Consider the following 22,943-nt stretch of genomic DNA (forward strand, 5'->3'; position numbering starts at 1 on the left):
ATTAACCCCAACGACAGTTTTAGGGAGAGCAACATGTCCAAAGGGCAGTCCCTTCAAGACCCTTACTTGAACATTTTGCGCAAGGAGCGCATTCCGGTCTCAATCTTTTTGGTCAACGGCATTAAGCTGCAGGGCCAGATTGAATCGTTTGACCAGTTTGTTATCTTATTGCGTAATACCGTCAGCCAGATGGTTTATAAACACGCTATTTCCACGGTTGTGCCTTCTCGCAATGTACGTTTGCCTGCGCAAGATCCGGCAGAGCAGGATGCAGAGATTTAACACCGCTGGATAAGCAAGAGAGTCCACGAGGTATTGATTGTTTTTCGAACGCCCAGACGCCGGTGAAACGGCAGTTCTTGTTCACGTTGATTTCCATGATGAACAAAAACGTGAAGACCCGGGTGAGTTTTTAGAGCTCGTGCGCTCTGCTGGTGCAGAGCCTGCGACTCTACTCACTGCTAGCCGACATCGCCCAGATTCACGCACGTTTATTGGATCCGGTAAGTTGGAAGAGTTGCGGGCATTGCTTGCGGCTCATGAAGCAGAACTGGTTATCTTCAACCATAGCTTAAGCCCCTCTCAAGAGCGCAATGTTGAGCAAGAGCTCAAATGCCGAGTGTTAGACCGTACCGGTCTTATTCTCGATATCTTTGCGCAGCGGGCACGAACTCATGAAGGTAAGCTGCAGGTAGAGCTTGCCCAGCTTGAATATATGTCCACTCGCTTAGTGCGAGGCTGGACGCACCTAGAGCGCCAAAAAGGCGGTATTGGCCTGCGTGGCCCGGGTGAAACTCAGCTTGAAACTGACCGACGCCTTTTGCGTGGTCGGATTAAATCGATTCATAAACGGCTTGATAAGGTGCGTAGTCAGCGCGATCAGAATCGCCGCGCCCGTGCTCGCGCTGAAATCCACAGCGTCTCGTTAGTGGGTTATACCAACGCTGGTAAGTCAACGTTGTTTAACGCGTTAACCAATGCCGATGTGTATGCCGCGGATCAGCTGTTTGCCACGCTGGATCCGACGCTACGGCGCCTTGAGATTGCAGACGTTGGCCCTGTGGTTATGGCGGATACCGTTGGTTTTATTCGCCATTTGCCACATAAGTTGGTTGAGGCGTTTCAGGCAACGCTGCAGGAGGCGTCTGAAGCGTCACTGCTGGTGCATGTCATTGACGCTGCCGACCCTGACCGCGAACTCAACGTGAAGCAGGTAGAGCTAGTGTTAAAAGAGATCGGTGCTGATGATGTGCCGGTGCTCAAGGTTATGAATAAAATAGATAGGCTGGGCAGCGCGCCGCGCATAGAACGTGATGGCCAAGGCGTGCCGGAAGTCGTTTGGCTCTCGGCGCAGGAAGGCCAAGGCCTTGATTTGCTGCATGAGGCGCTCAGCGAGCGATTGGCAAACGATGTCATTGGCTTTTCGCTGACACTCAGTCCTGAGCAAGGTAAGCTGCGTGCAGGGTTGCATGAGCTTAATGCCGTTCGCACAGAGTCTTTTGACGAACAGGGTCATTCTGTATTGGGTGTGCGTCTGCCTCGGCGTGATTTTAATCAGCTGATGGCGCAATTGGGCGAGCGCGCTAATACGTATTTACCTAAAGCACTACGTGAAACCGATGAGTGGTAGTCTTGCTATTAAGATGTTCAGTGCACTGCCGATTTTCTGTTTCGCATAAGAATGAGACAAGATTTATATAGCAATAATATCAAAACGCGACGGCTTCTCTTACCGATGGAGTCACGTCCGTTAGTGAATTTCTTAGTGGAGACGATGTATGGCCTGGAATGAGCCTGGTGGTGGGGACAAGCACGACCCGTGGAGCAGCGGTGGCCGACGAGGTGGAAACGACGGCGACAGAAGCCAAGATGGCAGTAACGGTGGCAATAATGGCGGCAATAACGGCGGCGGCAACAACAATGGTAATAAAGGGGGCAATAACCAAGGCCCGCCTGACCTTGATGAAGCGCTGAAGAAATTCCAGGAAAAGCTGAGCGGCATCTTTGGCGGTGGCAAGAAGAGCGGCGGTAAAAAAAGTGATGGGGGCGGTGGCGGTAAAAACCGTAATCCTCTTGCTTTACCCGGCCTACTGATTGTTGTTGCGTTGGCTATCTGGGCTGCCATGGGTTTCTACCTAGTTGACCAATCTGAGCGTGGCGTTGTGCTGCGCTTTGGTGAGTTCCAGGGTATCGTCGATCCAGGCCTTCAGTGGAACCCACCGCTGATAGATGAAGTGCGCATGGTTAACGTGACGCGAGTGCGCTCATTGACACAAATGCAGTCGATGCTGACGCGCGATGAAAACATTGTAGAAGTGGAAATTTCGGCGCAGTACCAAGTCGCTAATCCTCGCGATTTTGTACTAAACGTTCGTGATCCCGCCATTTCGATTGAGAACGCGCTGGACTCTGCGCTGCGTCACGTGGTCGGCGGTACCGATATGATCGATATTCTTACCTCTGGGCGTGAGATTTTGGGCAGCTCTGTCTCTAGTCGTCTGCAGTCTTACCTCGACAACTATGGTGCCGGTATTCGTCTGCAAACCATTAACATTGAGTCTACCACTGCGCCTGAGCCCGTTATCGATGCCTTTGATGATGTTATCCGCGCTCGTGAGGATCGCCAGCGTACGATTAACGAAGGGATGGCTTATGCGAACGCTATCATTCCTGCGGCCCAAGGTCAGGCGCAGCGTGTGGTAGAGCAGGGTCAAGGTTATCGCGAATCGGTTGTTGCCGAGGCGCAAGGTCAGGCCAACCGATTTAACTCGCTGTTGACCGAGTACCGTAATTCGCCTGATACCATGCGTGAGCGCATGTACTTAGACACAATCGAAGACGTGTTCAGCAGTACGCCGAAAGTGCTCTTAGACGTCAGCGAGAACGCGCCTTTGATGTATCTTCCGCTAGATCAGATGCGTGGCGGTAGCGGTGGTGGTAATCGAACCGGCTCATCGTCTAATAGCAATAGTGATAGCAGCCAAGAGCAGTTAGACCCTGACGTGATTGAGCGTTTACGCAGCACTCAGAGCAGCTCTTCAGGCAATAGCAATAGTAGCTCCATCCGCAGGGAGGGCCGGTAAATGATTAATAATCGATCCTTGCTAGTGGTGGGTGTTTTAGCCGCAGTCGCATGGCTTGCGAGCAACACTTTGTACGTCGTTGACGAAACCGAACGCGCTGTTAAATTGCGCTTTGGTGAAGTCATTGAAGAAAATATTCAGCCTGGTTTGCACGCAAAAGTGCCCATTGCCCAGACGATCCGTAAGTTTGACACTCGCTTACTGACATTGGACACCGATACCAGTCGCTATCTGACGCTTGAACAGAAAGCGGTCATCGTAGATTCCTATGTGAAGTGGCAGGTCATTAATCCCACCCGTTACTACGAAGCAACGGCTGGCGATGAATTGATGGCCGTTCGCTTGATTCAGCCTCGCGTTGATGAAAGCCTGCGTAACGAGTTTGGCCGCCTTAATCTTCAAGAGATTATCGCTGAACGCCGTGATGACTTGATGGTTGGTCCAACCGCTGAGCTTGATGAGCTGATGCGTGAAGAGCTGGGCGTGGCCATTCGGGATATTCGTATTAAGCGAATCGACTTGCCTGACGACGTTTCCGCTGCTGTTTTTGAGCGTATGCGTTCTGAGCGTGAGCGTGAGGCCCGCGAGTGGCGTGCACAGGGTCAAGAAGAGGCCGAGCGTATTCGCGCTAATGCGGATCGTCGTCGTCAGGTCTTGCTTGCCCAGGCTAACGAACGTTCTGAAACGTTACGTGGTGAGGGTGATGCGCAGGCCGCTGCGATCTTCTCCGAAGCCTATGGTCAAGATCAGGAGTTCTTTTCTTTCTGGCGTAGCCTGAATGCTTATCGTGAAAGCTTCGCTGGCGATGGCAATTTGATGGTTTTAGAACCTAATAGTGACTTCTTCCGCTATTTGCGCAGCGCTGAGCCGGAAAGTGGTGACGACAGCGGCGAATAATTTGCCGATGGTTGTGGTGCTCCTCGTCTTGGCTGGTTGACGTCCAGGCGGGGTTCACCTAGCCAATAAACGTGATAGAATTTGTTAACCGGGCGTCGCCCGGTTTTTTTGTGGCCCTCATTTAATGCGAGCGGCATTAACGGTCTTGAGCCGTTACTGCTTGAATTTGTTGGGCCTTCATCGTCTGTAGGATTGTTTACATGACCATCGCTGACCGCTGGCTACTGCCCGACGGCATGGATGAGGTGCTTCCGCCTCAGGCAAGCCGTATGGAAGAACTGCGCCGTGCGCTGCTTGATCTTTACCATTGCTGGGGCTATGAACAAGTAATGCCACCACCGGTAGAGTTTTTAGACTCTTTGCTCACCGGTACCGGTACGGACCTTGATCTACAGACCTTTAAGCTGACCGATCAGCTAACGGGCCGTATGATGGGGGTTTCGGCGGATGTTACGCCGCAAGTCGCACGTATGGATGCCCACTCATTAAGACGCCAGGGCCCGGTGAGGCTATGCTATTGCACTAATGTGCTGCGCGCTAAGGCTGATCAGCATCAGGGCGGGCGAAGCCCAGTGCAGGTAGGTGCAGAGCTTTTTGGTCATGCGGGTCTCGATGCCGACAGTGAAATTATTTATCTCGCCTTGGCCAGCTTAAAGGCTGCTGGCGCTGAAGAAATTCATCTAGCGCTGGGGCATATCGGTATTTATCGTAGCCTTGTTGAGGCGGCGGCGCTGAGTAATGAGCAAGAAAGAGCACTCTTTGATGCCCTGGCACTAAAGTCTCCCGGCCAACTGGCGGACGTTGTGCAGGCGAGTGTCTCAGAGCCGGCATTGGCCGAGATGCTGCTGGCACTTGGCGAGCTGCACGGCGGGGCGGATGTATTAAATCAGGCGCGCGATCGCTTTGCGGGCGCGCCCGCCACGGTAACGGCGGCATTGGATCAGCTGGATGCTCTTTATCAAGGGGTGCTCGCACGCTTTGACGTGTCGCTGTACTTTGATCTGGCTGAGCTGCGTGGCTATCAATACCATACTGGTATGATGTTTGCCGCCTACGTGCCTGGCTATGGGCATGCGCTCGCCAAAGGCGGACGCTATGACGATACTGGTCGGGCCTTTGGGCGTGCGCGCCCGGCCACGGGTTTCTCTATGGATCTGAAACAGCTAGCCTCGCTGGCGTTAGCATCGCCTAGTCGCGGTAGCATTTGGGCGCCTGCTAATCAGGATGAGTCGCTCAACGCTGCCATTGTCGCGCTGCGTGAGCAGGGCGAACGCGTGATTCAAGCGCTGCCTGGGCAGCGTACTGGGCCGGCGGAGCACGACTGTGACCGCTGTCTTGAGCTTATCGATGGTCGTTGGCAGCCAACGACCCTGACACAAGAGACGAGTGCATCATAATGGGTAAGAATGTCGTAGTGCTGGGCACCCAGTGGGGTGACGAGGGCAAAGGTAAGATCGTTGATCTGCTAACCGAGTCCGCATCTGCCGTGGTACGTTTTCAGGGTGGCCACAATGCTGGCCATACGCTGGTCATCGACGGTGAAAAAACCGTCCTTCACCTGATCCCCTCAGGTGTTCTACGCCCAAGCACAAAGTGTGTGATCGGCAATGGCGTGGTGCTCTCACCCGAAGCGTTGATCAAAGAGATCCGTGAGTTGGAAGCCAAGGGCGTGCCTGTGCGCGAACGCCTGCGTCTTTCTCCCGCCTGCCCGCTAATTTTGCCTTACCACGTACGCCTGGATCAGGCGCGTGAAAAAGCCCGTGGTATCGCTAAGATTGGCACCACCGGCCGCGGCATTGGCCCCGCCTATGAAGACAAGGTGGCGCGCCGTAGCCTGCGTTTAGGCGATATGCTGCACCGCGAGCGTTTCGCTTCTAAGCTGGGAGAAGTGCTCGACTACCACAACTTTGTGCTAGTTAATTACCACGGCGAACCGGCAGTCGATTTTCAAGAAGTACTCGACTCGGCCATGCAGATGGCTGAAGAGCTGCGCCCGATGGTATGCGATACGGTCAGTATGGTGCACGACCTGCGTAAGGCCGGTGAGAACATTCTGTTTGAAGGTGCCCAGGGTTCACTGCTGGATATCGATCACGGTACTTACCCTTACGTTACTAGCTCCAATACGACTGCTGGTGGGGTTGCAACCGGTTCTGGCGTTGGCCCGCTGTATTTGGATTACGTGCTTGGTATCACTAAGGCATACACCACGCGCGTGGGCTCTGGTCCATTCCCGACTGAGCTTTTTGACGTAGACGGGCGCCACCTTGCCGAGCGCGGTCATGAGTTTGGCGCTACCACTGGGCGTGCACGTCGCTGTGGTTGGTTTGACGCTGTGGCGCTACGCCACGCGGTGCAAATTAACTCCGTCTCCGGTATCTGCTTGACCAAGCTTGATGTATTAGACGGGTTGGAAAATATCCGTGTATGCGTTGGTTACCGCAGCAAAGATGGCGATGTGATGGATAACCCGGTGGATTCAGAGGGCTTTGAAGCCATCGAACCGCTTTATGAAGACTTACCGGGCTGGAAGGAGTCGACCCTGGGTGCTAAGCGAGTAGAAGATTTGCCCGCCAATGCACGTGCTTACATTAGCTATCTTGAGCAGCAGGTAGGCACCAGCATCGATATCATTTCCACCGGCCCGGACCGCATGGAAACGATCGTATTGCGTAATCCCTTCACAAGCTAATGGTGGGTAGCGCCGGCTGAGCGTAAGCCGGAGGATGCGAAAAGGGGCAATTAAATTGCCCCTTTTTTATATTTAAAACAGCGGACTAAACGTCGCGTATTTAAAATCGATTTGTGTAGAAGGCTAGTAATCGATACCTCTACGCGCCTGAAGTCCGTTGTTGAAAGCATGGCGGATTTCCTGCATTTCGGTTACCGTGTCGGCCATGGCGATTAGCTCACGATGGGCGTTGCGACCGGTAATAATGACCGTCTGTTCCGGCGGGCGATTCTCCAATGCCTGTTTCACCGCTTCAATCTCTAAGTAGCCAAACTTAAGCATGTAAGTAATTTCATCCAGCACCACCAGGTACATCTCTGGGTCGGCCAGCATGCGCTCCGCCTCTTTCCACACCGCGTGACAGGCCTCGGTATCTGCCTGTCGGTTTTGCGTATCCCAAGTAAAGCCTGTGGCCATAATCGCCACCTCTAGATGGCTATCTTCTTCTAAACGATTGCGCTCACCACATTCCCATAATCCTTTAATAAACTGCACAACCGCCACGTTGTAACCATAGCCTAAGGCGCGGGTCACCGTTCCCCAGGCAGCAGTCGTTTTACCTTTCCCATTGCCCGTGTTGACGATAATGAGGCCGCGTTGCTCATTGGCGCTGGCGACTTTCTCATCTACGCGTGCTTTGAGCTTCTGCATCGATGCTTTGTGGCGGGTGTCGCGATCACTCATGGTGTCTCCTGGAAAGCACTTAATCATAACGATGGTCAAGGTAGCGCGTTAGCGTAAGCCATCCACTTTGCGTTGAACATTTTTTTGAGTCTTCTTTAGAATAACTTGTGTACAACTAATTATGAACCTGCGTTAAGAGCTGTTTAATGAATGGGCGCTTAAAACACACAGAAAGCGAAGAGAATTGGCCGGTAGGGGGCTGCCTGCTCTAGAATGGTGGGCCATGTCTTGTCAGGAATTGAATCATGCCCTCATTTGATATTGTCTCAGAGTTTGATCAGCACGAAGGTGCTAACGCCGTTGATCAGGCAAATCGCGAAGTACAGTCTCGTTTTGACTTTAAAGGCGTCAATGCCAGCTTCACACTTGAAGCCGATAAAGTGCAGCTAGAGGCAGACGTTGATTTCCAGCTCAAGCAAATGCTGGACGTACTGCGCGGGCGATTAATTGCTCGCGGCATTGATGCCCGCTGCATGGATATTCAAGACCCCGTACTTTCCGGCGTTAAGGCGCGCCAAGAAGTTGCGCTCAAGCAGGGACTTGATGCAGCAGAGGCAAAAGATGTGGTCAAGCGCATCAAAGCCAGCAAGATAAAAGTACAGGCGCAAATTCAAGGTGAGAAAGTGCGCGTCACGGGTAAAAAGCGCGATGATTTACAAGGCGTCATGGCGTTACTACGCGCTGAAGAAGGGCCCGACTTGCCGCTGCAGTTTGATAATTTTCGCGACTAGTCCAGGGCTTTAACGCAGCCCACCGTCATCGCCCTCATTTAATCATGTGAATGATTGTTTTATACAGGAGTCAAGCACTATGTCTGATCCGCAGCCGGTTTTTTTAAGCGACTACCAGCCACCCGCCTACCGGGTTACTCATGCCGAGCTGACGTTTGATCTTGACCCCGCCGCGACCCGTGTGAAAGCGCGCCTGTCGATTGAGCGTCATTCCGACGCTGACGCCGACACGCCGCTAATATTAAACGGCGAGCACTTAAAACTGATTTCCCTCGCCATTGATGAAAAGGCGCTGGATGCATCGTCGTATCAGCTTGATGAAAAGGGCCTGCATATTGCCCAGGTACCTGAACGGTTTGTGCTGGAAAGCGACGTTGAAATTGCTCCGCAGGAGAACACGGCGTTAGAAGGCCTTTATCAATCTAACGGCATGTACTGTACTCAGTGCGAAGCTGAAGGTTTTAGGCGCATTACGTTTTATCCTGATCGTCCGGATGTAATGGCGACGTTCAAGGTGACCGTTATTGGTGACCAGCAGCGTGAGCCGGTGCTGCTCGCCAACGGTAATCCTATTGAGCGCGGCAACTTGGAAGGCGGTCGCCATTTTGCCACGTGGGAAGACCCACATCCCAAGCCCTGTTACCTGTTTGCTCTAGTGGCAGGCAATCTGCATTGCGTCGAAGACCACTTCACCACCATGAGCGGGCGTGAGGTCACGCTGCAGATCTGGGTGGAAAAAGACAATGTCGATAAAACTGAGCATGCGATGTCGTCGCTAAAGCGAGCGATGGCATGGGATGAGCAGGCCTACGGCCGTGAGTATGATCTTGACCTGTTTATGATCGTCGCCGTCAATGATTTCAATATGGGGGCGATGGAAAATAAAGGCCTCAATATTTTCAACTCTGCTGCCGTATTAACGCATCCTCATACCGCCACCGATGCTGCGTTTCAGAATGTAGAGGGCATTGTTGCTCACGAGTATTTCCACAACTGGTCCGGCAATCGGGTGACGTGCCGAGACTGGTTTCAGCTCTCGCTGAAAGAAGGTTTTACGGTCTTTCGTGATCAGTGTTTTTCGGCGGATACGAACTCTGCGCCGGTTAAGCGCATCCAAGACGTGTCTTTTTTCCGTACCGCGCAGTTTGCCGAAGATGCTGGCCCCACGGCGCACCCGATTCGCCCCGACCGCTTTATTGAAATTACCAACTTCTACACCCTGACGATTTACGAGAAGGGGGCCGAAGTCGTACGCATGCTGCGCAACTTGGTTGGCGAAGAGCGTTTTCGTCAGGGCTCTGATCTTTACTTTGAGCGTTTCGACGGTCAAGCGGTGACGATTGAAGACTTTGTCGGCTGTATGGCGGAGGTTTCCGGCCAGGATTTTAGCCAATTCATGCGCTGGTATTCTCAGGCAGGAACCCCGGATATTGATGCTCATGGCGAATATGACTACGTTCACGGCGAATATCACCTAACGTTACGCCAGCGCACGCCGGCAACGCCAGGGCAGCCAAACAAGCTGCCGTTGCATATCCCTGTGCGTATGGGGCTAGTTGGCACTAAGTCTGGGCAAGATCTCACGCTGACATTAAACGGTGAAGAATTAGGCAAAGATGCGGTCATTCATCTGCGTGATGATGAGAATACGTTTATCTTTACCGATGTGGCTGAAGCGCCCGTACCGTCACTGCTGCGTGAATTCTCTGCGCCGGTGAAGCTGCATTATCCCTACTCGCGAGAAGATCTGGCGTTTTTGTTGACCCATGATAGCGATGGCTTCAACCGTTGGGATGCAGGTCAGCGCCTCGCTTTATTAGCATTAGATGACTTGATTGCGGCCCATCGCAACGGCGTGGAAAAGGTCATGGATAGCCGGGTGACAGAAGCCTTTAAGACGCTTTTGACCGGATCAATGAGTGATAAGGCGGTACTGGCAGAAATGCTGACGCTACCCTCTGAAGCGTATATCGCCGAGCAGCAGCCAATCGTTGATGTCGATGCAATTCATGCTGCCCGTGAGTTCGTACGCCAGTCGCTGGCGGTTGCTCTGCGCAACGAGTTTATCGCTGTTTACGAAGCCAATATGACTGAGCAGCCATACGCGCCGACACCAGAGCAAATTGCCCAGCGCAGTCTGAAGAACATTGCACTTTGCTACTTGATGTCGATTGAAGATGAGCAGGGCTTGGCACTGTGCGAAGCGCAGTTCAGCGCCGACCATAACATGACCGATGTCCGTCAAGCGCTGACGCTGATGGTGCATAGTGATCGTGATGACCTTGCATCGCCGGCGTTAAAAGCATTCGGGGAAAAATGGGCGCACGACCCGTTGGTGATGGACCAGTGGTTCACCATTCAGGTATCGCGTCCTCAGGCGGATGTGCTGGAGAGAGTTAAGTATTTAATGCAGCACCCTGCGTTTTCACTTAAAAATCCCAATAAGGTTCGCGCACTGATCGGGGCGTTTGCTCAGAACCGGGTAAATTTCCACCGTTTAGATGGCCAGGGTTACCAATTGCTGACCGATGTGGTGATTGAGCTCAACCGACTTAACCCCGAAATTGCAGCCCGTCTGATTACGCCGTTAACGCGCTGGCAGCGCTTCGATGAAACCCGTCAGGGATTAATGCGGTCTCTACTTGAGCGTATTCAAAAAGAACCGCTATCTTCCAATGTATATGAGGTGGTTGAGAAGGCGTTGGCATGACGGTCAGCAACGGTGGTTAACCAAGGAAAGGAAAAATAACGGTGACAGACTCTCAGCAGTATTATTTACTGATTATTAATGGTAAATCTGCCGGTAATCCGGCATTGCGTGAAGCCGTTGATGAGCAACGCCAAGCAGGGATGCTAATCACCGTTCGCGCTACTTGGGAGGGCGGCGATGCTGCTGATATTGCCGAGCAGTCAAAGGCGATGGGTATCACGCATGTGATCGCCTGTGGAGGTGATGGCACTGTCAGCGAAGTTATGAATGGTCTAATGCGGCTGCCCCACGATCACCGCCCCGCACTGGGTATTGTGCCACTGGGCAGCGCGAATGACTTTGCTACCTCCTTAGGCTTACCTTTGGAGCCCGGCCAGGCGTTAGCGGCAGCGATGACGCTAAACTCACACCCCATTGACGTTATACGGGTGACGGCAGGAAAGGAGGGCGAAGCGACGACCAGCTATTATATCAACATGACTACCGGCGGGTTTGGCGCTGAAATTACCTCCTCCACGCCCAAAACGCTCAAGCGTATGTTGGGCGGTGGAGCCTATTCGCTGATGGGCGCACTAAAGGCTTGGCGCCATCGCAGCTATCGCGGCACGCTTCACTGGGATGGCAAGGAGGAGAGGGCATCGCTGCTGCTACTGGCATTGGGCAATGGCCGCCAGTCAGGCGGCGGGCAAGTGTTAGCCCCTCGCGCTAAGCTTGATGACGGGCGTTTAGATGTGCTGCTGGTGAAAGACTTTAGCTCCGTCACTGAGCTGACCAAGCTGATTGGTGAGCTGCAAGATTTTCCTTATGACGGAAAGTTTGTTCGCTATTTCACGACTAGCCAACTGACAGTGACCACTCAGGCAGATGATCCTCCTTGGCCGCTTACCCTAGACGGCGAGGCGCGCTGGTACGATCATTTCTGTGCTGAAGTGGTGCCGCTTGCGCTGCGCGTGCTGATACCCGAGGATTGCCCGTTGCTATCTTCCGCCCATCAGCATTAATGGGTGGACTCAGAATTTTATTGTTATGAAGGAGACGTATCAAATGGCAAATCGCGTGTGGATACCTGCACTTGCCGTCGTGGCATTAATGCTAAGCGCCTGTGGAGACTCTCAAGAAGATCCTGCCGTGGCACCCGCTGATAATGCTGAAGTGGCGGATGACGAAATGGTACGCGAGGATGAAGGGCCCGCTGCGGCTGAAAATGCGGCAGAGATGGCAACGCCTGAAGAAGTAGAAAATGACATCGAGGCGCGTCAGGCCGAGGAGCAGCTTGAGCGCGCCGATGCCCTGCGTGATGACGAAACAGAGGAAAGCAATACTGAGGGGGCCACACAGAGTGAAACGTTAGAGGCAGGTGAAGAGACTTTGGCCGCTGACCCTGACGATGCGCTTAATGAAGATAGTGCAATGCCCGGTGAGGCAACGCGTTCCGATGTGGACGAGATGATTGCAGAAACCGAGCGTCGCTTTGAGGAAGCCGAAAAGCGTCTTGAGGAACAGTTTCAGGAGGTTGAGCAGCAGGCTCCCGCGTTTGAGCCGATGGAAAGTGAAGATATCCCGCCTAGCTGGGAAACCAACAGCAGTATTCCAGAGCGCACGCCGTTAGACGACGGTCTTGAATCTACCGATGTAGACGCTTTAATTGAAGATACTGAGCGCCGCTTTGAAGAAGCCGAGCAGCGTCTTGAGGAGCAGTTTAAAGAGATGGAGAGTGAGGAGGCTCAGAGCGGGCCAGCGTTACCATCGGAACGCCAGAATTAATAACTAGCAATAAAAAAGGCCCGCATTAGCGGGCCTTTGTCCATCCGTTCGCAATTAAGCGGGTTGGATGTTGGAAGCCTGAAGGCCTTTTTTACCCTGAGTCACTTCAAAGCTGACTTTTTGACCATCCTGAAGGGTCTTGAAGCCTTCAGCTTGAATTTCGGAGAAGTGGGCGAACAGATCGTCTCCGCCGTCATCAGGAGAGATGAAGCCGAAGCCTTTAGTATCGTTGAACCACTTAACTGTGCCAGTTGCCATTTTCTAATTTCCTTAACTTGCTTAGTAATCAAACGGGCAACTCAATTGTCCACCCGCTACAATTACTCTAGATGTAAATTAGGCTGTCGTCCAGCCAGACTCCTAAGATTTTTTCATTTCGTTATGAGCACACAATCATGATGCAGTTTGGCTTTATTGACCCGCAGTTTCTGTCTTTTTTGGTGGCGATCACGCTATTAACCATTAGCCCTGGGGTGGATACGCTGCTGGTGATTCGTAATACCGCGCGTGGCGGTATTCGTGATGGAGTCACTACCAGCGTTGCTATTTGCTGCGGGCTATTTGCTCATGCAACTATTTCTGCGTTGGGAATCTCACTGATTCTACTGCAGTCAGCATGGGCGTTTCATCTGCTTAAACTGGTCGGGGCGGGCTATCTGATTTGGCTGGGCGTGACGAGCCTTTTGGCGGCACGCCGTGGGCAGCCGCTGCCCGTTAACGGAGTGTTGCAAGGGGGCGCTGCCGTCTCTCGCTGGCAACCCGTTAAAGAGGGGTTCTTGTCTAATGTGTTGAATCCCAAGACGGTGGTGTTCTATATGGCCTTTTTGCCTCAGTTTATTGCACCAAGCGACCCTGTTTTACTGAAGTCACTGTGGCTAGCGAGCGTGCATTTTATGATTGCCAACGTTTGGCAAATTGGCGTCGTGCTGATGGTAGGCAGTGCGAGTAAGTGGTTGGCCAGTGCGCGGGTTGCACAAATCTTAAATGCTGTGACCGGCACCGTTTTGATTGCCTTTGGTATCCGGCTTGCGCTAACGCAGCGCCCCCTATAGAGGGGGCGCTGAGCAATGCATGGTTTTGTGAATGGCAATTTCACGCTAAGCGGCTTCGCCCGTTGGCTTAGATTCAGCGGCGGGCAAGTAGCGCGCGATCATAGCGTACCTGCTGTTCAGCGTCGCTAAGCAGAGAAACGCCTTCACTATTACCGCCGTTTGCGAGGCTCTCGAAAATCACTCGATAGCTGAGCACCGCTTGCACGTAGTCGCGAGTTTCACGAAAAGGAATGCTTTCCACGAACAGATCAAACTCTTCTACGCTATTGCCGAGCCACTGGTCAACGCGCCCCGGACCTGCATTGTAAGCCGCGGTCGCTGCAAGACGATTGCCTTGATAGCGCTGTAGCTTATCGCGCAGATAGGTGCTGCCTAAACGGATGTTTAGCTCAGGGTCCAGCACGCCATAAGGCCCAGGATCGCTAATCCCCAGTTCGCGGCTGACCTGGCTGGCAGTGCCCGGCATCAGCTGCATTAATCCGCGTGCGCCTGCAGGTGAAAGGGCATTGGGGTTATAGGCGCTTTCACGGCGTGTAATGGCCATGAGCAGGTAAGGATCTACGCCGGTTAACCTGCCCCAGTGTAGGAAGCTGTCGTGATAGGCCTGGGGGAAGCGCCAGTCGAGGGCGTCCCATAGCTCCCCTGCAATGGTGGTTTGCACCAAACGTGCGTGCCACTGCTGGCTGGCGGCATAGTCTGCCAACGCCCTGGCCTGTTGGGGTGTGACGCTCTGAACGGCGTGTAGCCACTCGCTGTTAGCTAGCCCATCTTCACCAATGCGCAGTAATGCTTCAGTACGCTGGACGGCCGGTAGCTGGGCGATGCGCTGCCGCGATGCTGCGTCAAAATGATTGCGTTCAAGATTCAACTGGTAAGGCTGGCCGAGTTTTTCTGCAGCGGCAAAGCCATAAAAACTGCGATCCGTGGCGGCCTGCTGATAGCGCGATTCGGCGGCTACCTGATTGCCAAGCTGGCCGTTTGCACGTCCCAACCAATATTGCCAGCGGCTGTTTTCTTGCTGGCCGGCCGGCATTTCGGCAATCCAATGGACGACATCATCCCAGCGGCGTTCTGCCAGTGCACGGCGCACGCGCAGTTCTAGTACGCGCTCGCTATCCAGTGATGGAAGTACGCTGTCGACCCAGGTAAGCGTACCCGGAACCTCGCGCACCAACGCATAAAAAGCCAGCTCTTCCTCAATGGCCTGCTGGTCACTGGGCAGTAGGCTTAGGCGCGGTGCTATTTCTTGCCACGCGGCAAAGGCGGCGGGGGTGTCTTCGCGGGTGAAGCGTTGCATCGCCGCTCGATAGAAGCTTGCGGTTGCTGCGCACTCAGGGCCCAAACATAGCGGGGCCTGGGTAATGGCCCGGCTGCGTGCTGAAACGTCATCAACGGTGTCTAGAGCGGTTTGCCACTGTCCGCTTAAAAGCCCGCCCAGGTAGCTTGAGAGATTGTTTTCTCCTGCCTGCCACGCCAGCATCTTGCGCTCCCAGATCGCCGTGGCGTCAATCGTGCCGTTGGCGCGAAGACGCTCAAAAAGCGTATTGCAAGCGTCAGGCTGAGAGCCGCCAGTCAGCCACAGGTCAAGACCCGCTTGATTGGCCTGCTGCGGCTGGGCGTTGAGTAGCGCAGTGTAGTAGTAACATTGGCGCGCGGTGCCGGCCGGTTCGCCATCAGCCACACTAAGTAAGTCGCTATAGCGGCCCGCATGGCCATAGTTAGCAATGGCTTGACCACGGATCCAACCGGCCAGTGGCGAATCCGCATACTGATCCATAAATTGCAGGACCCTTTCAGGGGACACGTTCGGCAGCTGTCCTCTTATGCGATGATAATCAACGTAGCCGCGCAGCTGGTGGTCTTCAATCAAGCGCTCGTCGACGCGCTGCCACTGCTGCTCCCTGGCTGCGCTGAGGGCGTCACGGAGGTCGCTATCTGAAGCGGCCCAGGACAGCGTGGGAATTCCAGCCAGCAGTGCCGTACACAGCACACGAGCGGTATGGCGAAATGGCGAAACCAACATGGTGCTCTCTCTCTATTGATTGACGTCTATTTAGGTCTGAGGGATTGCTGAGCAACCGCTAAAATGAACCAATGTTTACAATGATGATCCGACAACTTAGAGACTAGGAGGATTCAATTACGATGGCTCCATTATCCACTTGGTGGTTCTTGCGTCGACTCAAATCACGCGTTTGGGTCACAAAACGCATTCTGCGGGCTTTAAAATTTTTTTTACCCATGACCCGGGACGTCTTGCGAGGCGATTTTCGGCCTGTTCCTTGGTCGGCATTCGCCATGATGGCATTGGCACTGGCGTATTTAGTCATGCCGTTCGACCTGATTCCCGATTTTTTGATGCTGATTGGCATTATTGATGATGTGCTAATTGTGGGATGGCTGTTAAACCGTATTGATCAGCGCTTAGAAGGCTATCGTGCCTGGAAATACACCAACCCCGATATGACGCCGTCTTAATACTTGTCCGCTAGTTATCACCTACCTGCTTGAAAAAACGTTGCTTAACACCATATAAGGCTCACGAAACTAGATTATGCCTCTGGGCGCATGGCGCAGAGGCGCATGACTCAACCTGATCCTAAAACGTGATCCATAAATAAGGGGCTAAGCGCATGACTACTGCTACCCATGAAGAAACTCTTGGCTTTCAAACGGAAGTTAAGCAGCTCCTGAATCTGATGATTCACTCCCTGTATTCTAATCGCGAAATATTCTTGCGCGAGCTTATCTCGAATTCAGCAGATGCCTGCGACAAGCTTCGCTATGCCGCGCTGGATAACGATGCGCTGTATGAAGGCGACAGTGAGCTGCGCATCGAAATTGAGCATGACCGCGATGCCAATACTATTACCCTGCGCGATAACGGTGTGGGTATGAATCGCGAAGATGTCATCGCCAACCTGGGCACGATTGCGCGCTCTGGTACTGCTGAGTTTCTTAAGCAGCTTTCCGGCGAGCAGCAAAAAGATGCCAAGCTGATCGGCCAGTTCGGTGTGGGGTTCTACTCAGGCTTTATTGTTGCCGATGAAATTGCGGTACGTACCCGTAAAGCAGGCACCGATGCGGCTCAAGGCGTTGAGTGGCGTTCAAAAGGCGAGGGCGAGTTTACCGTTGCCGATATCGAGCGCGCGCAGCACGGTACCGAAATTACTCTGCACTTAAAAGAAGATGCAAAAGAGTTCGCCGACGACTATCGCCTGCAAGGCTTAGTGCGTAAGTACTCGGATCATATCGAAGTGCCGGTCCGCATGCCGAAAACCGAAACGCCTAAAGATGACGAAGGCAACAGCATTGAAGGTAGTGAAGTAACGACGTGGGAAACAGTTAACGAAGCGACAGCGCTATGGGCGCGTCCGAAGAGTGATGTTTCCGAGGACGAGTACAAAGCGTTCTATAAGCACGTGGCGCACGATTTTTCTGATCCGCTGGCCTGGAGTCACAATAAGGTTGAAGGCAAGCTTGAATACACTAGCCTGCTGTATGTGCCCGGCCGTGCGCCGTTCGATATGTTCGATCGTGATGGTTCACGCGGCGTTAAGCTCTATGTTCAGCGCGTCTTTATTATGGATGATGCCGAACAGTTCCTGCCGCTATACCTGCGCTTTGTCAAAGGCGTGTTGGACACCCGCGAGCTGTCGCTAAACGTATCTCGCGAGCTGCTCCAGCAAGATCCTAAGGTCGACAAGATCAAGGCAGCGCTCACCAAGCGCGGCTTGGACATGTTGAAAAAACTTGCCAACGACAAAGAGCATTATCAAACCTTCTGGAATACCTTCGGCAGCGTGTTGAAAGAAGGTCCTGGAGAAGATTCAGCCAATCGTGAAAAAATTGCCAGCCTGCTGCGTTTTGCCTCAACGCATACCGATACTGCTGCCCAAGAACACGCCTTAGTCGATTACGTTGAGCGCATGAAAGAAGGTCAGCAGAAGATTTATTATGTGGTCGCTGACAGCCTCAATGCGGCAAAAAATAGCCCGCACTTGGAGATCTTTCGTAAAAAAGGTATCGAAGTACTGCTGCTTTCTGACCGTATCGATGATTGGCTGATGAGTCATTTAACCGAGTTTGATGGCAAAACCTTTGCCGATGTGGCCAAAGGCGAACTCGATCTTGGCGATGTCGAGGACGAAGAGGAAAAGAAAGCCCAGGAAGAAACGGCTAAAGCCAAAGAAGATCTGGTCAAGCGTGTCAAAGAAGCGTTGGGTGACGGTGTTCAAGACGTTAAAGTGACCCACCGCCTGACCGATTCGCCGGCGTGCGTCGTGTTGCCCGAGCATGAAATGGGCTATCAAATGCGCCGTATTATGGAAGCTGCGGGACAGCCGCTGCCTGAAGTGAAGCCGATTCTTGAGCTTAATCCGGATCATGCGTTAGTGACACGCCTTGAAAGCGCTGAGGGCGAACTGTTCACCCAGCTTTCCTACATATTGCTAGATCAGGCGATTATTGCCGAAGGCGGACATCTGGATGACCCCGCCGCTTACGTGAAGCGTCTTAATAGCGTGCTGACCGCCTAATTTAGGCGCTGTTTTACGCACGCCCTTAGGCAATGTCGGTAATGTAGCGTTGCTATGCCGTCGGCCCGTTTGGTTATCCAAGCGGGCCGTCTGCTTTAATAAATCGATTTTGATACAGTAGCTATACGTTCCGCGAGACTTATTAGGACATCATCATGGCTGAGCAGCAAATCAACGGCGCGGTGCCCATCAATGTTGCGGTGCTTGGAGGCGGTAGTTTCGGTACGGCGCTGGCAAGCATTGCCGCGGATAATAACGCCCGCGTTCGCCAGTGGATGCGTGACGAAGCGCTGGTGGCGCAGATTAACCAGGAACATCGTAACGGGCGTTATCTGCCCCATTACGCTATCAACCCTGCCGTGCAGGCCTCAACCGATCTTAAAGCCGTGTTGGCCGATGCCTCGCTGGTGCTGATCGCGATTCCCTCAAAGGCTTTTCGCAGCGTAGTGCAAGCGGCCAAAGTATGGTTAACGCCTGAGCAGATTTTGGTTAGCACTACGAAAGGGATCGAGCCAGATAGCTTTTTATTAATGAGCCAAGTGCTTGAGCAAGAAACCGGCTTTGAGCACATTGGTGTGATTGCAGGCCCCAATTTGGCCTCGGAAATTGCCGATAAGCAGCTCACTGCTACCGTGATTGCAAGCGCCGATCCATTAACGCGAACTCGAGTTCAGCAAGCATTAGGCTGTCGCTACTTTCGAGTTTACGCCAGCGATGACCGCCATGGCGTCGAGCTGGGCGGTGCGTTGAAAAATATTTATGCGATAGCCGCAGGAATGGCAGCGGCGCTGGGCATGGGTGAAAACACCCGCAGTATGCTGATGACGCGTGCCTTGGCAGAGATGAGCCGCTTTGCCGTCGCTGAAGGCGCTAATCCGATGACGTTTCTGGGGCTGGCGGGGGTCGGAGATTTAATCGTTACCTGTTCGTCTAACTTGTCGCGCAACTATCGAGTCGGGCATGCCATGGGTGAGGGGCGCACGCTGGAAGAGGCCGTCAGTTCGCTTGGCCAGGTCGCAGAAGGGGTCAATACCGTCAAATTGGTGTGTGCTAAAGCGCGTGAAATGGATGTTTATATGCCCTTAGCTGAGGGACTTTCTCGCGTATTATTTGATGGCGTGCCGGCACAGGATATGGCGCGCACATTAATGATGGGGGAGCAGAGCAGTGATGTAGAGTTTATCTTGCCTCGTGAGTCCGTACTGCAGGCCCATCGTGATCAGCCTAATCAGCATGCTTCTTCTCAAACCCCGTCACCGCTTAAGAAAGGGGGTTAGCATGCAGCGTATGCTGATTATGCGTCATGGTGAGGCCGCGCCGGGATCTCCCGATCATGCACGCCAGTTGACTCCACGTGGCGTGCAGGAAGCTGAAACAATGGCGAGCTGGCTGGCGCAGCGTGTCGCCCAGGGCGAGCTGCCCATGCCAAGGCTTTACGCTAGCCCCTATGTGCGCGCGCAGCAGACGGCACAGGCGCTGTGTGATGCGCTGGGCATTGGGCTGGAAACGCTGGATTTTATTACTCCCGATGACGCGCCCTCGGCCGTTGGCGACTGGCTGCTTGAGCAGGCAGAAGGTGCGCCGATAATGTTGGTCAGCCATATGCCCTTGGTGGGGGATCTGGCGGGTTGGCTGGTGGGGGGTAGCCGCGCTCAGGGCGTTGGTTTTCCTACGGCGGCTATTGCCGAGCTGACAGGCGAGATATGGGCTGCAGGCTGCGCGCAATTAGTGAGTTTTACCCAGCCTAGCCAACTGGCGAGTGGCTAACAGGCCATAAAAAAGCGGCTGCCGAGGCAGCCACTAACGTCTAAGAATGTTCAAACGAGATTAAAGCAGCGCATCCAATTTCTGCTTCAATATACCGTTTACCTGCTGTGGGTTAGCGGTGCCCCGTGACGCTTTCATCGCCTGGCCAACAAAGTAGCCAATCATTTTGCCGCGCTTGTCGGGCTCTGAGTCGCGATACTGGGCCACCTGAGCAGGGCTGTCTGCGATCACTTGATCAATCATGGCTTCAATAGCAACGGTATCAGTGACTTGCTTGAGGCCTTTAGCGTCAATGATCTCATCGGCTGTTTCGCCCTGACCGTTCCAAAGCGCCTGGAAAACATCTTTAGCCGCCTTGCCACTAATCGTATCGTCGAGTACACGGCTAATCAGCTCGCCTAACTGGCGTGCGGAAATGGGGCTATTGGCAATGCTCAGGTTTTCACGATTAAGCGCACCGGAAAACTCTCCCTGCACCCAGTTGGCCGACTGCTTGGCATCGCCACATACGTTATGCACTGCTTCAAAGAACTCGGCCATATCCCGGCTAGCAGAGATGACATTGGCATCATAAGCCGACAGGCCCAGCTCGCTTTGGAAGCGCTCGCGCTTATCGGCAGGCAGCTCGGGCAGCTGGCCGCGCAGGTGGTCCAGATAGGCCTGATCAAGCACTATCGGCAGTAGGTCCGGGCAGGGGAAGTAGCGGTAGTCGTTGGCTTCTTCCTTGGTACGCATGCTGCGCGTTTCATCGCGGTCTGGATCAAACAGGCGTGTTTCTTGAACGACTTTGCCACCGTCTTCGATGAGCTCAATTTGGCGCTCAACCTCAAAGGCAATCGCGCGCTCGACAAAGCGGAACGAGTTAACGTTTTTGATTTCAGCCCGAGTGCCTAACGTTGCTTGGCCTTTCGGACGCACCGAGACATTCACATCGCAACGCATAGAGCCTTCCGCCATGTTGCCATCGGAAATGCCCAGGTAAGTAACGATTGAGTGAATCGCCTTAAGATACGCAGCGGCCTCTTTGGCATTGCTCATGTCTGGCTCAGACACGATCTCTAACAGCGGTGTTCCCGCGCGGTTGAGATCAATGCCCGTCATGCCTTGGAAGTCTTCATGCAGCGACTTGCCTGCATCCTCTTCAAGATGCGCATGATGAATGCGAATGCGTTTGGTGCTGCCATCTTCCAAAGTGACCTCAACATCACCAGGGCCCACAATCGGGTGATACATCTGGCTAGTCTGATAGCCCTTAGGCAGGTCAGGGTAGAAGTAGTTCTTGCGGTCAAATATTGATACTTCAGCAATATCGGCATGCACCGCCAGGCCAAACTGAACGGCCATGGCGACGGCCTGTTCGTTGAGCACTGGCAGCACGCCCGGCAGACCCAAGTCAACCGCGCAGGCCTGGGTGTTTGGCTCAGCGCCAAACGCCGTTGAGGCGCCGGAAAAGATTTTTGAACGCGTAGCGAGCTGAACGTGGACTTCAAGCCCAATCACGGTTTCCCATTGCATTAGGCGTTCTCCTCGGCAAAGGCAGGACGTTGTAGGTGCCAGTCGGTCGCTTGCTGAAATTGGTGGGCGACGTTAAGCAGCTGCGCCTCAGCAAAGTGGGTGCCTAGAATCTGCAGGCCAACGGGACGCTTGCCGACAAAACCGGCGGGTACGCTGATGCCGGGAATGCCCGCTAGGTTAACGGCGATGGTGTAAATATCCTGCAGGTACATCGACACCGGGTCTTTTTTAGCACCCAGGTCGAAAGCTGGCGTAGGCGAGGCTGGCCCCATCAGTACATCCACGTCTTGAAAAGCGTCTAAGAAGTCCTGACGGATCAGGCGGCGCACTTTTTGTGCCTTGGTGTAGTAGGCGTCAAAGAAGCCTTCTGAGAGCGTATGAGTGCCGATCAGAATGCGCCGCTTGACCTCTTCACCGAAACCCTCTGCGCGTGAGCGGGTATATAAATCAATTAAGTCGCTGGGGTTTTCGCAGCGGTGACCAAAGCGCACGCCGTCGTAGCGTGACAGGTTTGAAGATGCTTCGGCGGGAGCGATAACGTAGTAAGCCGGAATGGCGTAGTGCGTATGCGGCAAGCTGACTTCACGCACCGTGGCACCCAGCGACTCGTAAACGCTGACCGCTTCACGCACGGCTTTTTCAACCGCGGGGTCTAATCCGTCGCCAAAATATTCTTTAGGTAACCCGATTTTGAGCCCTGAAAGCGGGGCGTTAAGCCCTTCTACATAGTCCGGTACGCCACGCGCAACGCTGGTGGAGTCGCGGCCATCGTGGCCTGCAATTACCCCTAGCAGGTGCGCGCAGTCTTCAGCGCTGCGTGCCATGGGGCCTGCCTGATCAAGGCTTGAAGCGTAGGCGATGATGCCGTAACGCGACACTCGGCCGTAAGTAGGCTTTAAACCGGTAATCCCACAAAACGCCGCCGGTTGGCGAATGGAGCCGCCAGTATCGGTGCCCATCGCCGCGGGTACTAAGCCTGCTGCCACTGCTGCCGCGCTGCCGCCGGAGCTGCCGCCGGGTACTGCACTCAGATCCCAGGGGTTTTTTACCGGGCCGTAAAAGCTATTTTCATTGGAAGAGCCCATAGCGAACTCATCCATATTAGTTTTACCCACGCTGACCGTGCCCGCAGCGTTGAGCTTTTCAACCACGGTGGCATTGTAGGGCGCAATAAAATTATCCAGCATTTTGGAGCCACAGCTGGTTTTTACATCGCGAGTACAAAAAATATCTTTGAGCGCTAGAGGAATGCCCGTGAGCGCTCCTGCTTTGCCAGCGGCGCGCGTGCTGTCGGCTGCGTCAGCACGCGCCAACGCTTGCTCTGCGGTTACGCTGATGAAGCTGTTGAGCTTGCTATCAGCCTTTTCGATACGCTGTAAATAATGTGTGGTCAGTTCGCGGCTCGAAAACTCGCCTTTTTTTAAGGCGACAGCGAGTTGCGTTAATGTTTTCTCATACATGACCCAGAAGC

General features: G+C 53.6%; 20 protein-coding genes. 15 read left to right on the top strand and 5 right to left on the bottom strand.

Annotated elements, in window-relative coordinates:
- Window positions 1–33: 33 nt before the first annotated feature.
- The 6 genes from hfq to ACT3TF_RS05400 all read left to right on the top strand — a co-directional run bounded on the left by hfq (window position 34) and on the right by ACT3TF_RS05400 (window position 6,672).
- Entirely contained in the window at window positions 34–282 is a 249-nt protein-coding gene (gene hfq / locus ACT3TF_RS05375) for an RNA chaperone Hfq (protein WP_007114649.1), read from the top strand.
- A 37-nt stretch (window positions 283–319) separates the two neighbouring features.
- Window positions 320–1,630, top strand: a complete 1,311-nt coding sequence (gene hflX / locus ACT3TF_RS05380) for a ribosome rescue GTPase HflX (RefSeq protein WP_193062488.1) — start codon at window positions 320–322, stop codon at window positions 1,628–1,630.
- Window positions 1,631–1,778: 148 nt separating this feature from the next.
- Complete coding sequence (gene hflK, locus ACT3TF_RS05385; protein WP_444671736.1) at window positions 1,779–3,083, top strand: FtsH protease activity modulator HflK; 1,305 nt, start codon at window positions 1,779–1,781, stop codon at window positions 3,081–3,083.
- Window positions 3,084–3,980, top strand: coding sequence for a protease modulator HflC (gene hflC / locus ACT3TF_RS05390; protein WP_193062492.1), 897 nt, complete (start codon window positions 3,084–3,086; stop codon window positions 3,978–3,980).
- 200 nt (window positions 3,981–4,180) lie between these two features.
- A complete protein-coding gene (locus ACT3TF_RS05395; protein WP_193062494.1) occupies window positions 4,181–5,377 on the top strand; it encodes an ATP phosphoribosyltransferase regulatory subunit in 1,197 nt (398 codons plus the stop codon).
- Window positions 5,377–6,672: an adenylosuccinate synthase gene (locus ACT3TF_RS05400; RefSeq protein ID WP_193062496.1), complete on the top strand. Its 1,296-nt coding sequence runs from the start codon at window positions 5,377–5,379 to the stop codon at window positions 6,670–6,672. Before ACT3TF_RS05395 ends, ACT3TF_RS05400 begins: the two co-directional genes overlap by 1 nt.
- Before the next feature lie 123 nt (window positions 6,673–6,795).
- On the opposite strand, the gene cobO is transcribed toward ACT3TF_RS05400, so the two are convergent.
- Window positions 6,796–7,395 (bottom strand): cob(I)yrinic acid a,c-diamide adenosyltransferase, encoded by a 600-nt coding sequence (gene cobO / locus ACT3TF_RS05405; protein ID WP_193062498.1) that lies wholly within the window; start codon window positions 7,393–7,395, stop codon window positions 6,796–6,798.
- 245 nt (window positions 7,396–7,640) lie between these two features.
- Between cobO and ACT3TF_RS05410 the strand changes: the two genes are divergently transcribed.
- The 4 genes from ACT3TF_RS05410 (at window position 7,641) to ACT3TF_RS05425 (ending at window position 12,600) form a co-directional block, all read left to right on the top strand.
- Complete coding sequence (locus ACT3TF_RS05410; RefSeq protein WP_193062500.1) at window positions 7,641–8,126, top strand: YajQ family cyclic di-GMP-binding protein; 486 nt, start codon at window positions 7,641–7,643, stop codon at window positions 8,124–8,126.
- 79 nt (window positions 8,127–8,205) lie between these two features.
- Window positions 8,206–10,836 (top strand): aminopeptidase N, encoded by a 2,631-nt coding sequence (pepN, locus tag ACT3TF_RS05415; RefSeq protein WP_444671737.1) that lies wholly within the window; start codon window positions 8,206–8,208, stop codon window positions 10,834–10,836.
- Window positions 10,837–10,877: 41 nt separating this feature from the next.
- Window positions 10,878–11,837 carry a lipid kinase YegS gene (gene yegS / locus ACT3TF_RS05420; protein WP_444671738.1) on the top strand — a complete coding sequence of 320 codons (960 nt, stop codon included), beginning with the start codon at window positions 10,878–10,880 and terminating at the stop codon, window positions 11,835–11,837.
- A gap of 43 nt (window positions 11,838–11,880) precedes the next feature.
- A complete protein-coding gene (locus ACT3TF_RS05425; protein ID WP_096280845.1) occupies window positions 11,881–12,600 on the top strand; it encodes a hypothetical protein in 720 nt (239 codons plus the stop codon).
- Window positions 12,601–12,654: 54 nt separating this feature from the next.
- Here the strand turns inward: ACT3TF_RS05425 and ACT3TF_RS05430 are convergent, their stop codons facing one another.
- Window positions 12,655–12,858 carry a cold-shock protein gene (locus ACT3TF_RS05430; RefSeq protein WP_096280842.1) on the bottom strand — a complete coding sequence of 68 codons (204 nt, stop codon included), beginning with the start codon at window positions 12,856–12,858 and terminating at the stop codon, window positions 12,655–12,657.
- Window positions 12,859–12,995: 137 nt separating this feature from the next.
- On the opposite strand from ACT3TF_RS05430, the gene ACT3TF_RS05435 reads away from it, so the two are divergent.
- Entirely contained in the window at window positions 12,996–13,652 is a 657-nt protein-coding gene (locus ACT3TF_RS05435; RefSeq protein WP_096280839.1) for a LysE family translocator, read from the top strand.
- A 73-nt stretch (window positions 13,653–13,725) separates the two neighbouring features.
- On the opposite strand, the gene ACT3TF_RS05440 is transcribed toward ACT3TF_RS05435, so the two are convergent.
- Window positions 13,726–15,675, bottom strand: coding sequence for a transglycosylase SLT domain-containing protein (locus tag ACT3TF_RS05440; RefSeq protein ID WP_444671739.1), 1,950 nt, complete (start codon window positions 15,673–15,675; stop codon window positions 13,726–13,728).
- Between the two features lie 122 nt (window positions 15,676–15,797).
- Here ACT3TF_RS05440 and ACT3TF_RS05445 point away from each other — a divergent pair, with 122 nt between their 5' ends.
- The 4 genes from ACT3TF_RS05445 to sixA all read left to right on the top strand — a co-directional run bounded on the left by ACT3TF_RS05445 (window position 15,798) and on the right by sixA (window position 19,957).
- On the top strand, window positions 15,798–16,130 hold the full coding sequence (locus ACT3TF_RS05445) for a YkvA family protein (RefSeq protein WP_444671740.1): 333 nt from the start codon (window positions 15,798–15,800) through the stop codon (window positions 16,128–16,130).
- Window positions 16,131–16,285: 155 nt separating this feature from the next.
- Window positions 16,286–18,190 (top strand): molecular chaperone HtpG, encoded by a 1,905-nt coding sequence (gene htpG, locus ACT3TF_RS05450; protein WP_444671741.1) that lies wholly within the window; start codon window positions 16,286–16,288, stop codon window positions 18,188–18,190.
- 155 nt (window positions 18,191–18,345) lie between these two features.
- Complete coding sequence (locus ACT3TF_RS05455) at window positions 18,346–19,467, top strand: NAD(P)H-dependent glycerol-3-phosphate dehydrogenase (RefSeq protein ID WP_444671742.1); 1,122 nt, start codon at window positions 18,346–18,348, stop codon at window positions 19,465–19,467.
- Between the two features lies 1 nt (window position 19,468).
- Window positions 19,469–19,957: a phosphohistidine phosphatase SixA gene (gene sixA / locus ACT3TF_RS05460; RefSeq protein WP_096280824.1), complete on the top strand. Its 489-nt coding sequence runs from the start codon at window positions 19,469–19,471 to the stop codon at window positions 19,955–19,957.
- Between the two features lie 60 nt (window positions 19,958–20,017).
- Here sixA and gatB read toward each other — a convergent pair whose 3' ends face one another.
- Window positions 20,018–21,472: an Asp-tRNA(Asn)/Glu-tRNA(Gln) amidotransferase subunit GatB gene (gatB, locus tag ACT3TF_RS05465; RefSeq protein WP_096280821.1), complete on the bottom strand. Its 1,455-nt coding sequence runs from the start codon at window positions 21,470–21,472 to the stop codon at window positions 20,018–20,020.
- Window positions 21,472–22,932 (bottom strand): Asp-tRNA(Asn)/Glu-tRNA(Gln) amidotransferase subunit GatA, encoded by a 1,461-nt coding sequence (gene gatA / locus ACT3TF_RS05470; RefSeq protein ID WP_444671743.1) that lies wholly within the window; start codon window positions 22,930–22,932, stop codon window positions 21,472–21,474. Before gatA ends, gatB begins: the two co-directional genes overlap by 1 nt.
- Window positions 22,933–22,943 lie beyond the last annotated feature (11 nt).

It is taken from the genome of Halomonas sp. AOP25-F1-15 (genome assembly GCF_052378675.1).
In the GTDB taxonomy this organism is placed as follows: domain Bacteria; phylum Pseudomonadota; class Gammaproteobacteria; order Pseudomonadales; family Halomonadaceae; genus Vreelandella; species Vreelandella casei.

What these genes read in the sequence shown, in the direction of transcription:
- hfq (WP_007114649.1), top strand. Translation starts at nt 34, where the DNA reads ATGTCCAAAGGGCAGTCCCTTCAAGACCCTTACTTGAACATTTTGCGC.
- hflK (WP_444671736.1), top strand. Translation starts at nt 1,779, where the DNA reads ATGGCCTGGAATGAGCCTGGTGGTGGGGACAAGCACGACCCGTGGAGC.
- hflC (WP_193062492.1), top strand. Translation starts at nt 3,084, where the DNA reads ATGATTAATAATCGATCCTTGCTAGTGGTGGGTGTTTTAGCCGCAGTC.
- ACT3TF_RS05395 (WP_193062494.1), top strand. Translation starts at nt 4,181, where the DNA reads ATGACCATCGCTGACCGCTGGCTACTGCCCGACGGCATGGATGAGGTG.
- ACT3TF_RS05400 (WP_193062496.1), top strand. Translation starts at nt 5,377, where the DNA reads ATGGGTAAGAATGTCGTAGTGCTGGGCACCCAGTGGGGTGACGAGGGC.
- cobO (WP_193062498.1), bottom strand. Translation starts at nt 7,395, where the DNA reads ATGAGTGATCGCGACACCCGCCACAAAGCATCGATGCAGAAGCTCAAA.
- ACT3TF_RS05410 (WP_193062500.1), top strand. Translation starts at nt 7,641, where the DNA reads ATGCCCTCATTTGATATTGTCTCAGAGTTTGATCAGCACGAAGGTGCT.
- pepN (WP_444671737.1), top strand. Translation starts at nt 8,206, where the DNA reads ATGTCTGATCCGCAGCCGGTTTTTTTAAGCGACTACCAGCCACCCGCC.
- ACT3TF_RS05425 (WP_096280845.1), top strand. Translation starts at nt 11,881, where the DNA reads ATGGCAAATCGCGTGTGGATACCTGCACTTGCCGTCGTGGCATTAATG.
- ACT3TF_RS05430 (WP_096280842.1), bottom strand. Translation starts at nt 12,858, where the DNA reads ATGGCAACTGGCACAGTTAAGTGGTTCAACGATACTAAAGGCTTCGGC.
- ACT3TF_RS05435 (WP_096280839.1), top strand. Translation starts at nt 12,996, where the DNA reads ATGATGCAGTTTGGCTTTATTGACCCGCAGTTTCTGTCTTTTTTGGTG.
- ACT3TF_RS05440 (WP_444671739.1), bottom strand. Translation starts at nt 15,675, where the DNA reads ATGTTGGTTTCGCCATTTCGCCATACCGCTCGTGTGCTGTGTACGGCA.
- ACT3TF_RS05445 (WP_444671740.1), top strand. Translation starts at nt 15,798, where the DNA reads ATGGCTCCATTATCCACTTGGTGGTTCTTGCGTCGACTCAAATCACGC.
- htpG (WP_444671741.1), top strand. Translation starts at nt 16,286, where the DNA reads ATGACTACTGCTACCCATGAAGAAACTCTTGGCTTTCAAACGGAAGTT.
- ACT3TF_RS05455 (WP_444671742.1), top strand. Translation starts at nt 18,346, where the DNA reads ATGGCTGAGCAGCAAATCAACGGCGCGGTGCCCATCAATGTTGCGGTG.
- sixA (WP_096280824.1), top strand. Translation starts at nt 19,469, where the DNA reads ATGCAGCGTATGCTGATTATGCGTCATGGTGAGGCCGCGCCGGGATCT.
- gatB (WP_096280821.1), bottom strand. Translation starts at nt 21,472, where the DNA reads ATGCAATGGGAAACCGTGATTGGGCTTGAAGTCCACGTTCAGCTCGCT.
- gatA (WP_444671743.1), bottom strand. Translation starts at nt 22,932, where the DNA reads ATGTATGAGAAAACATTAACGCAACTCGCTGTCGCCTTAAAAAAAGGC.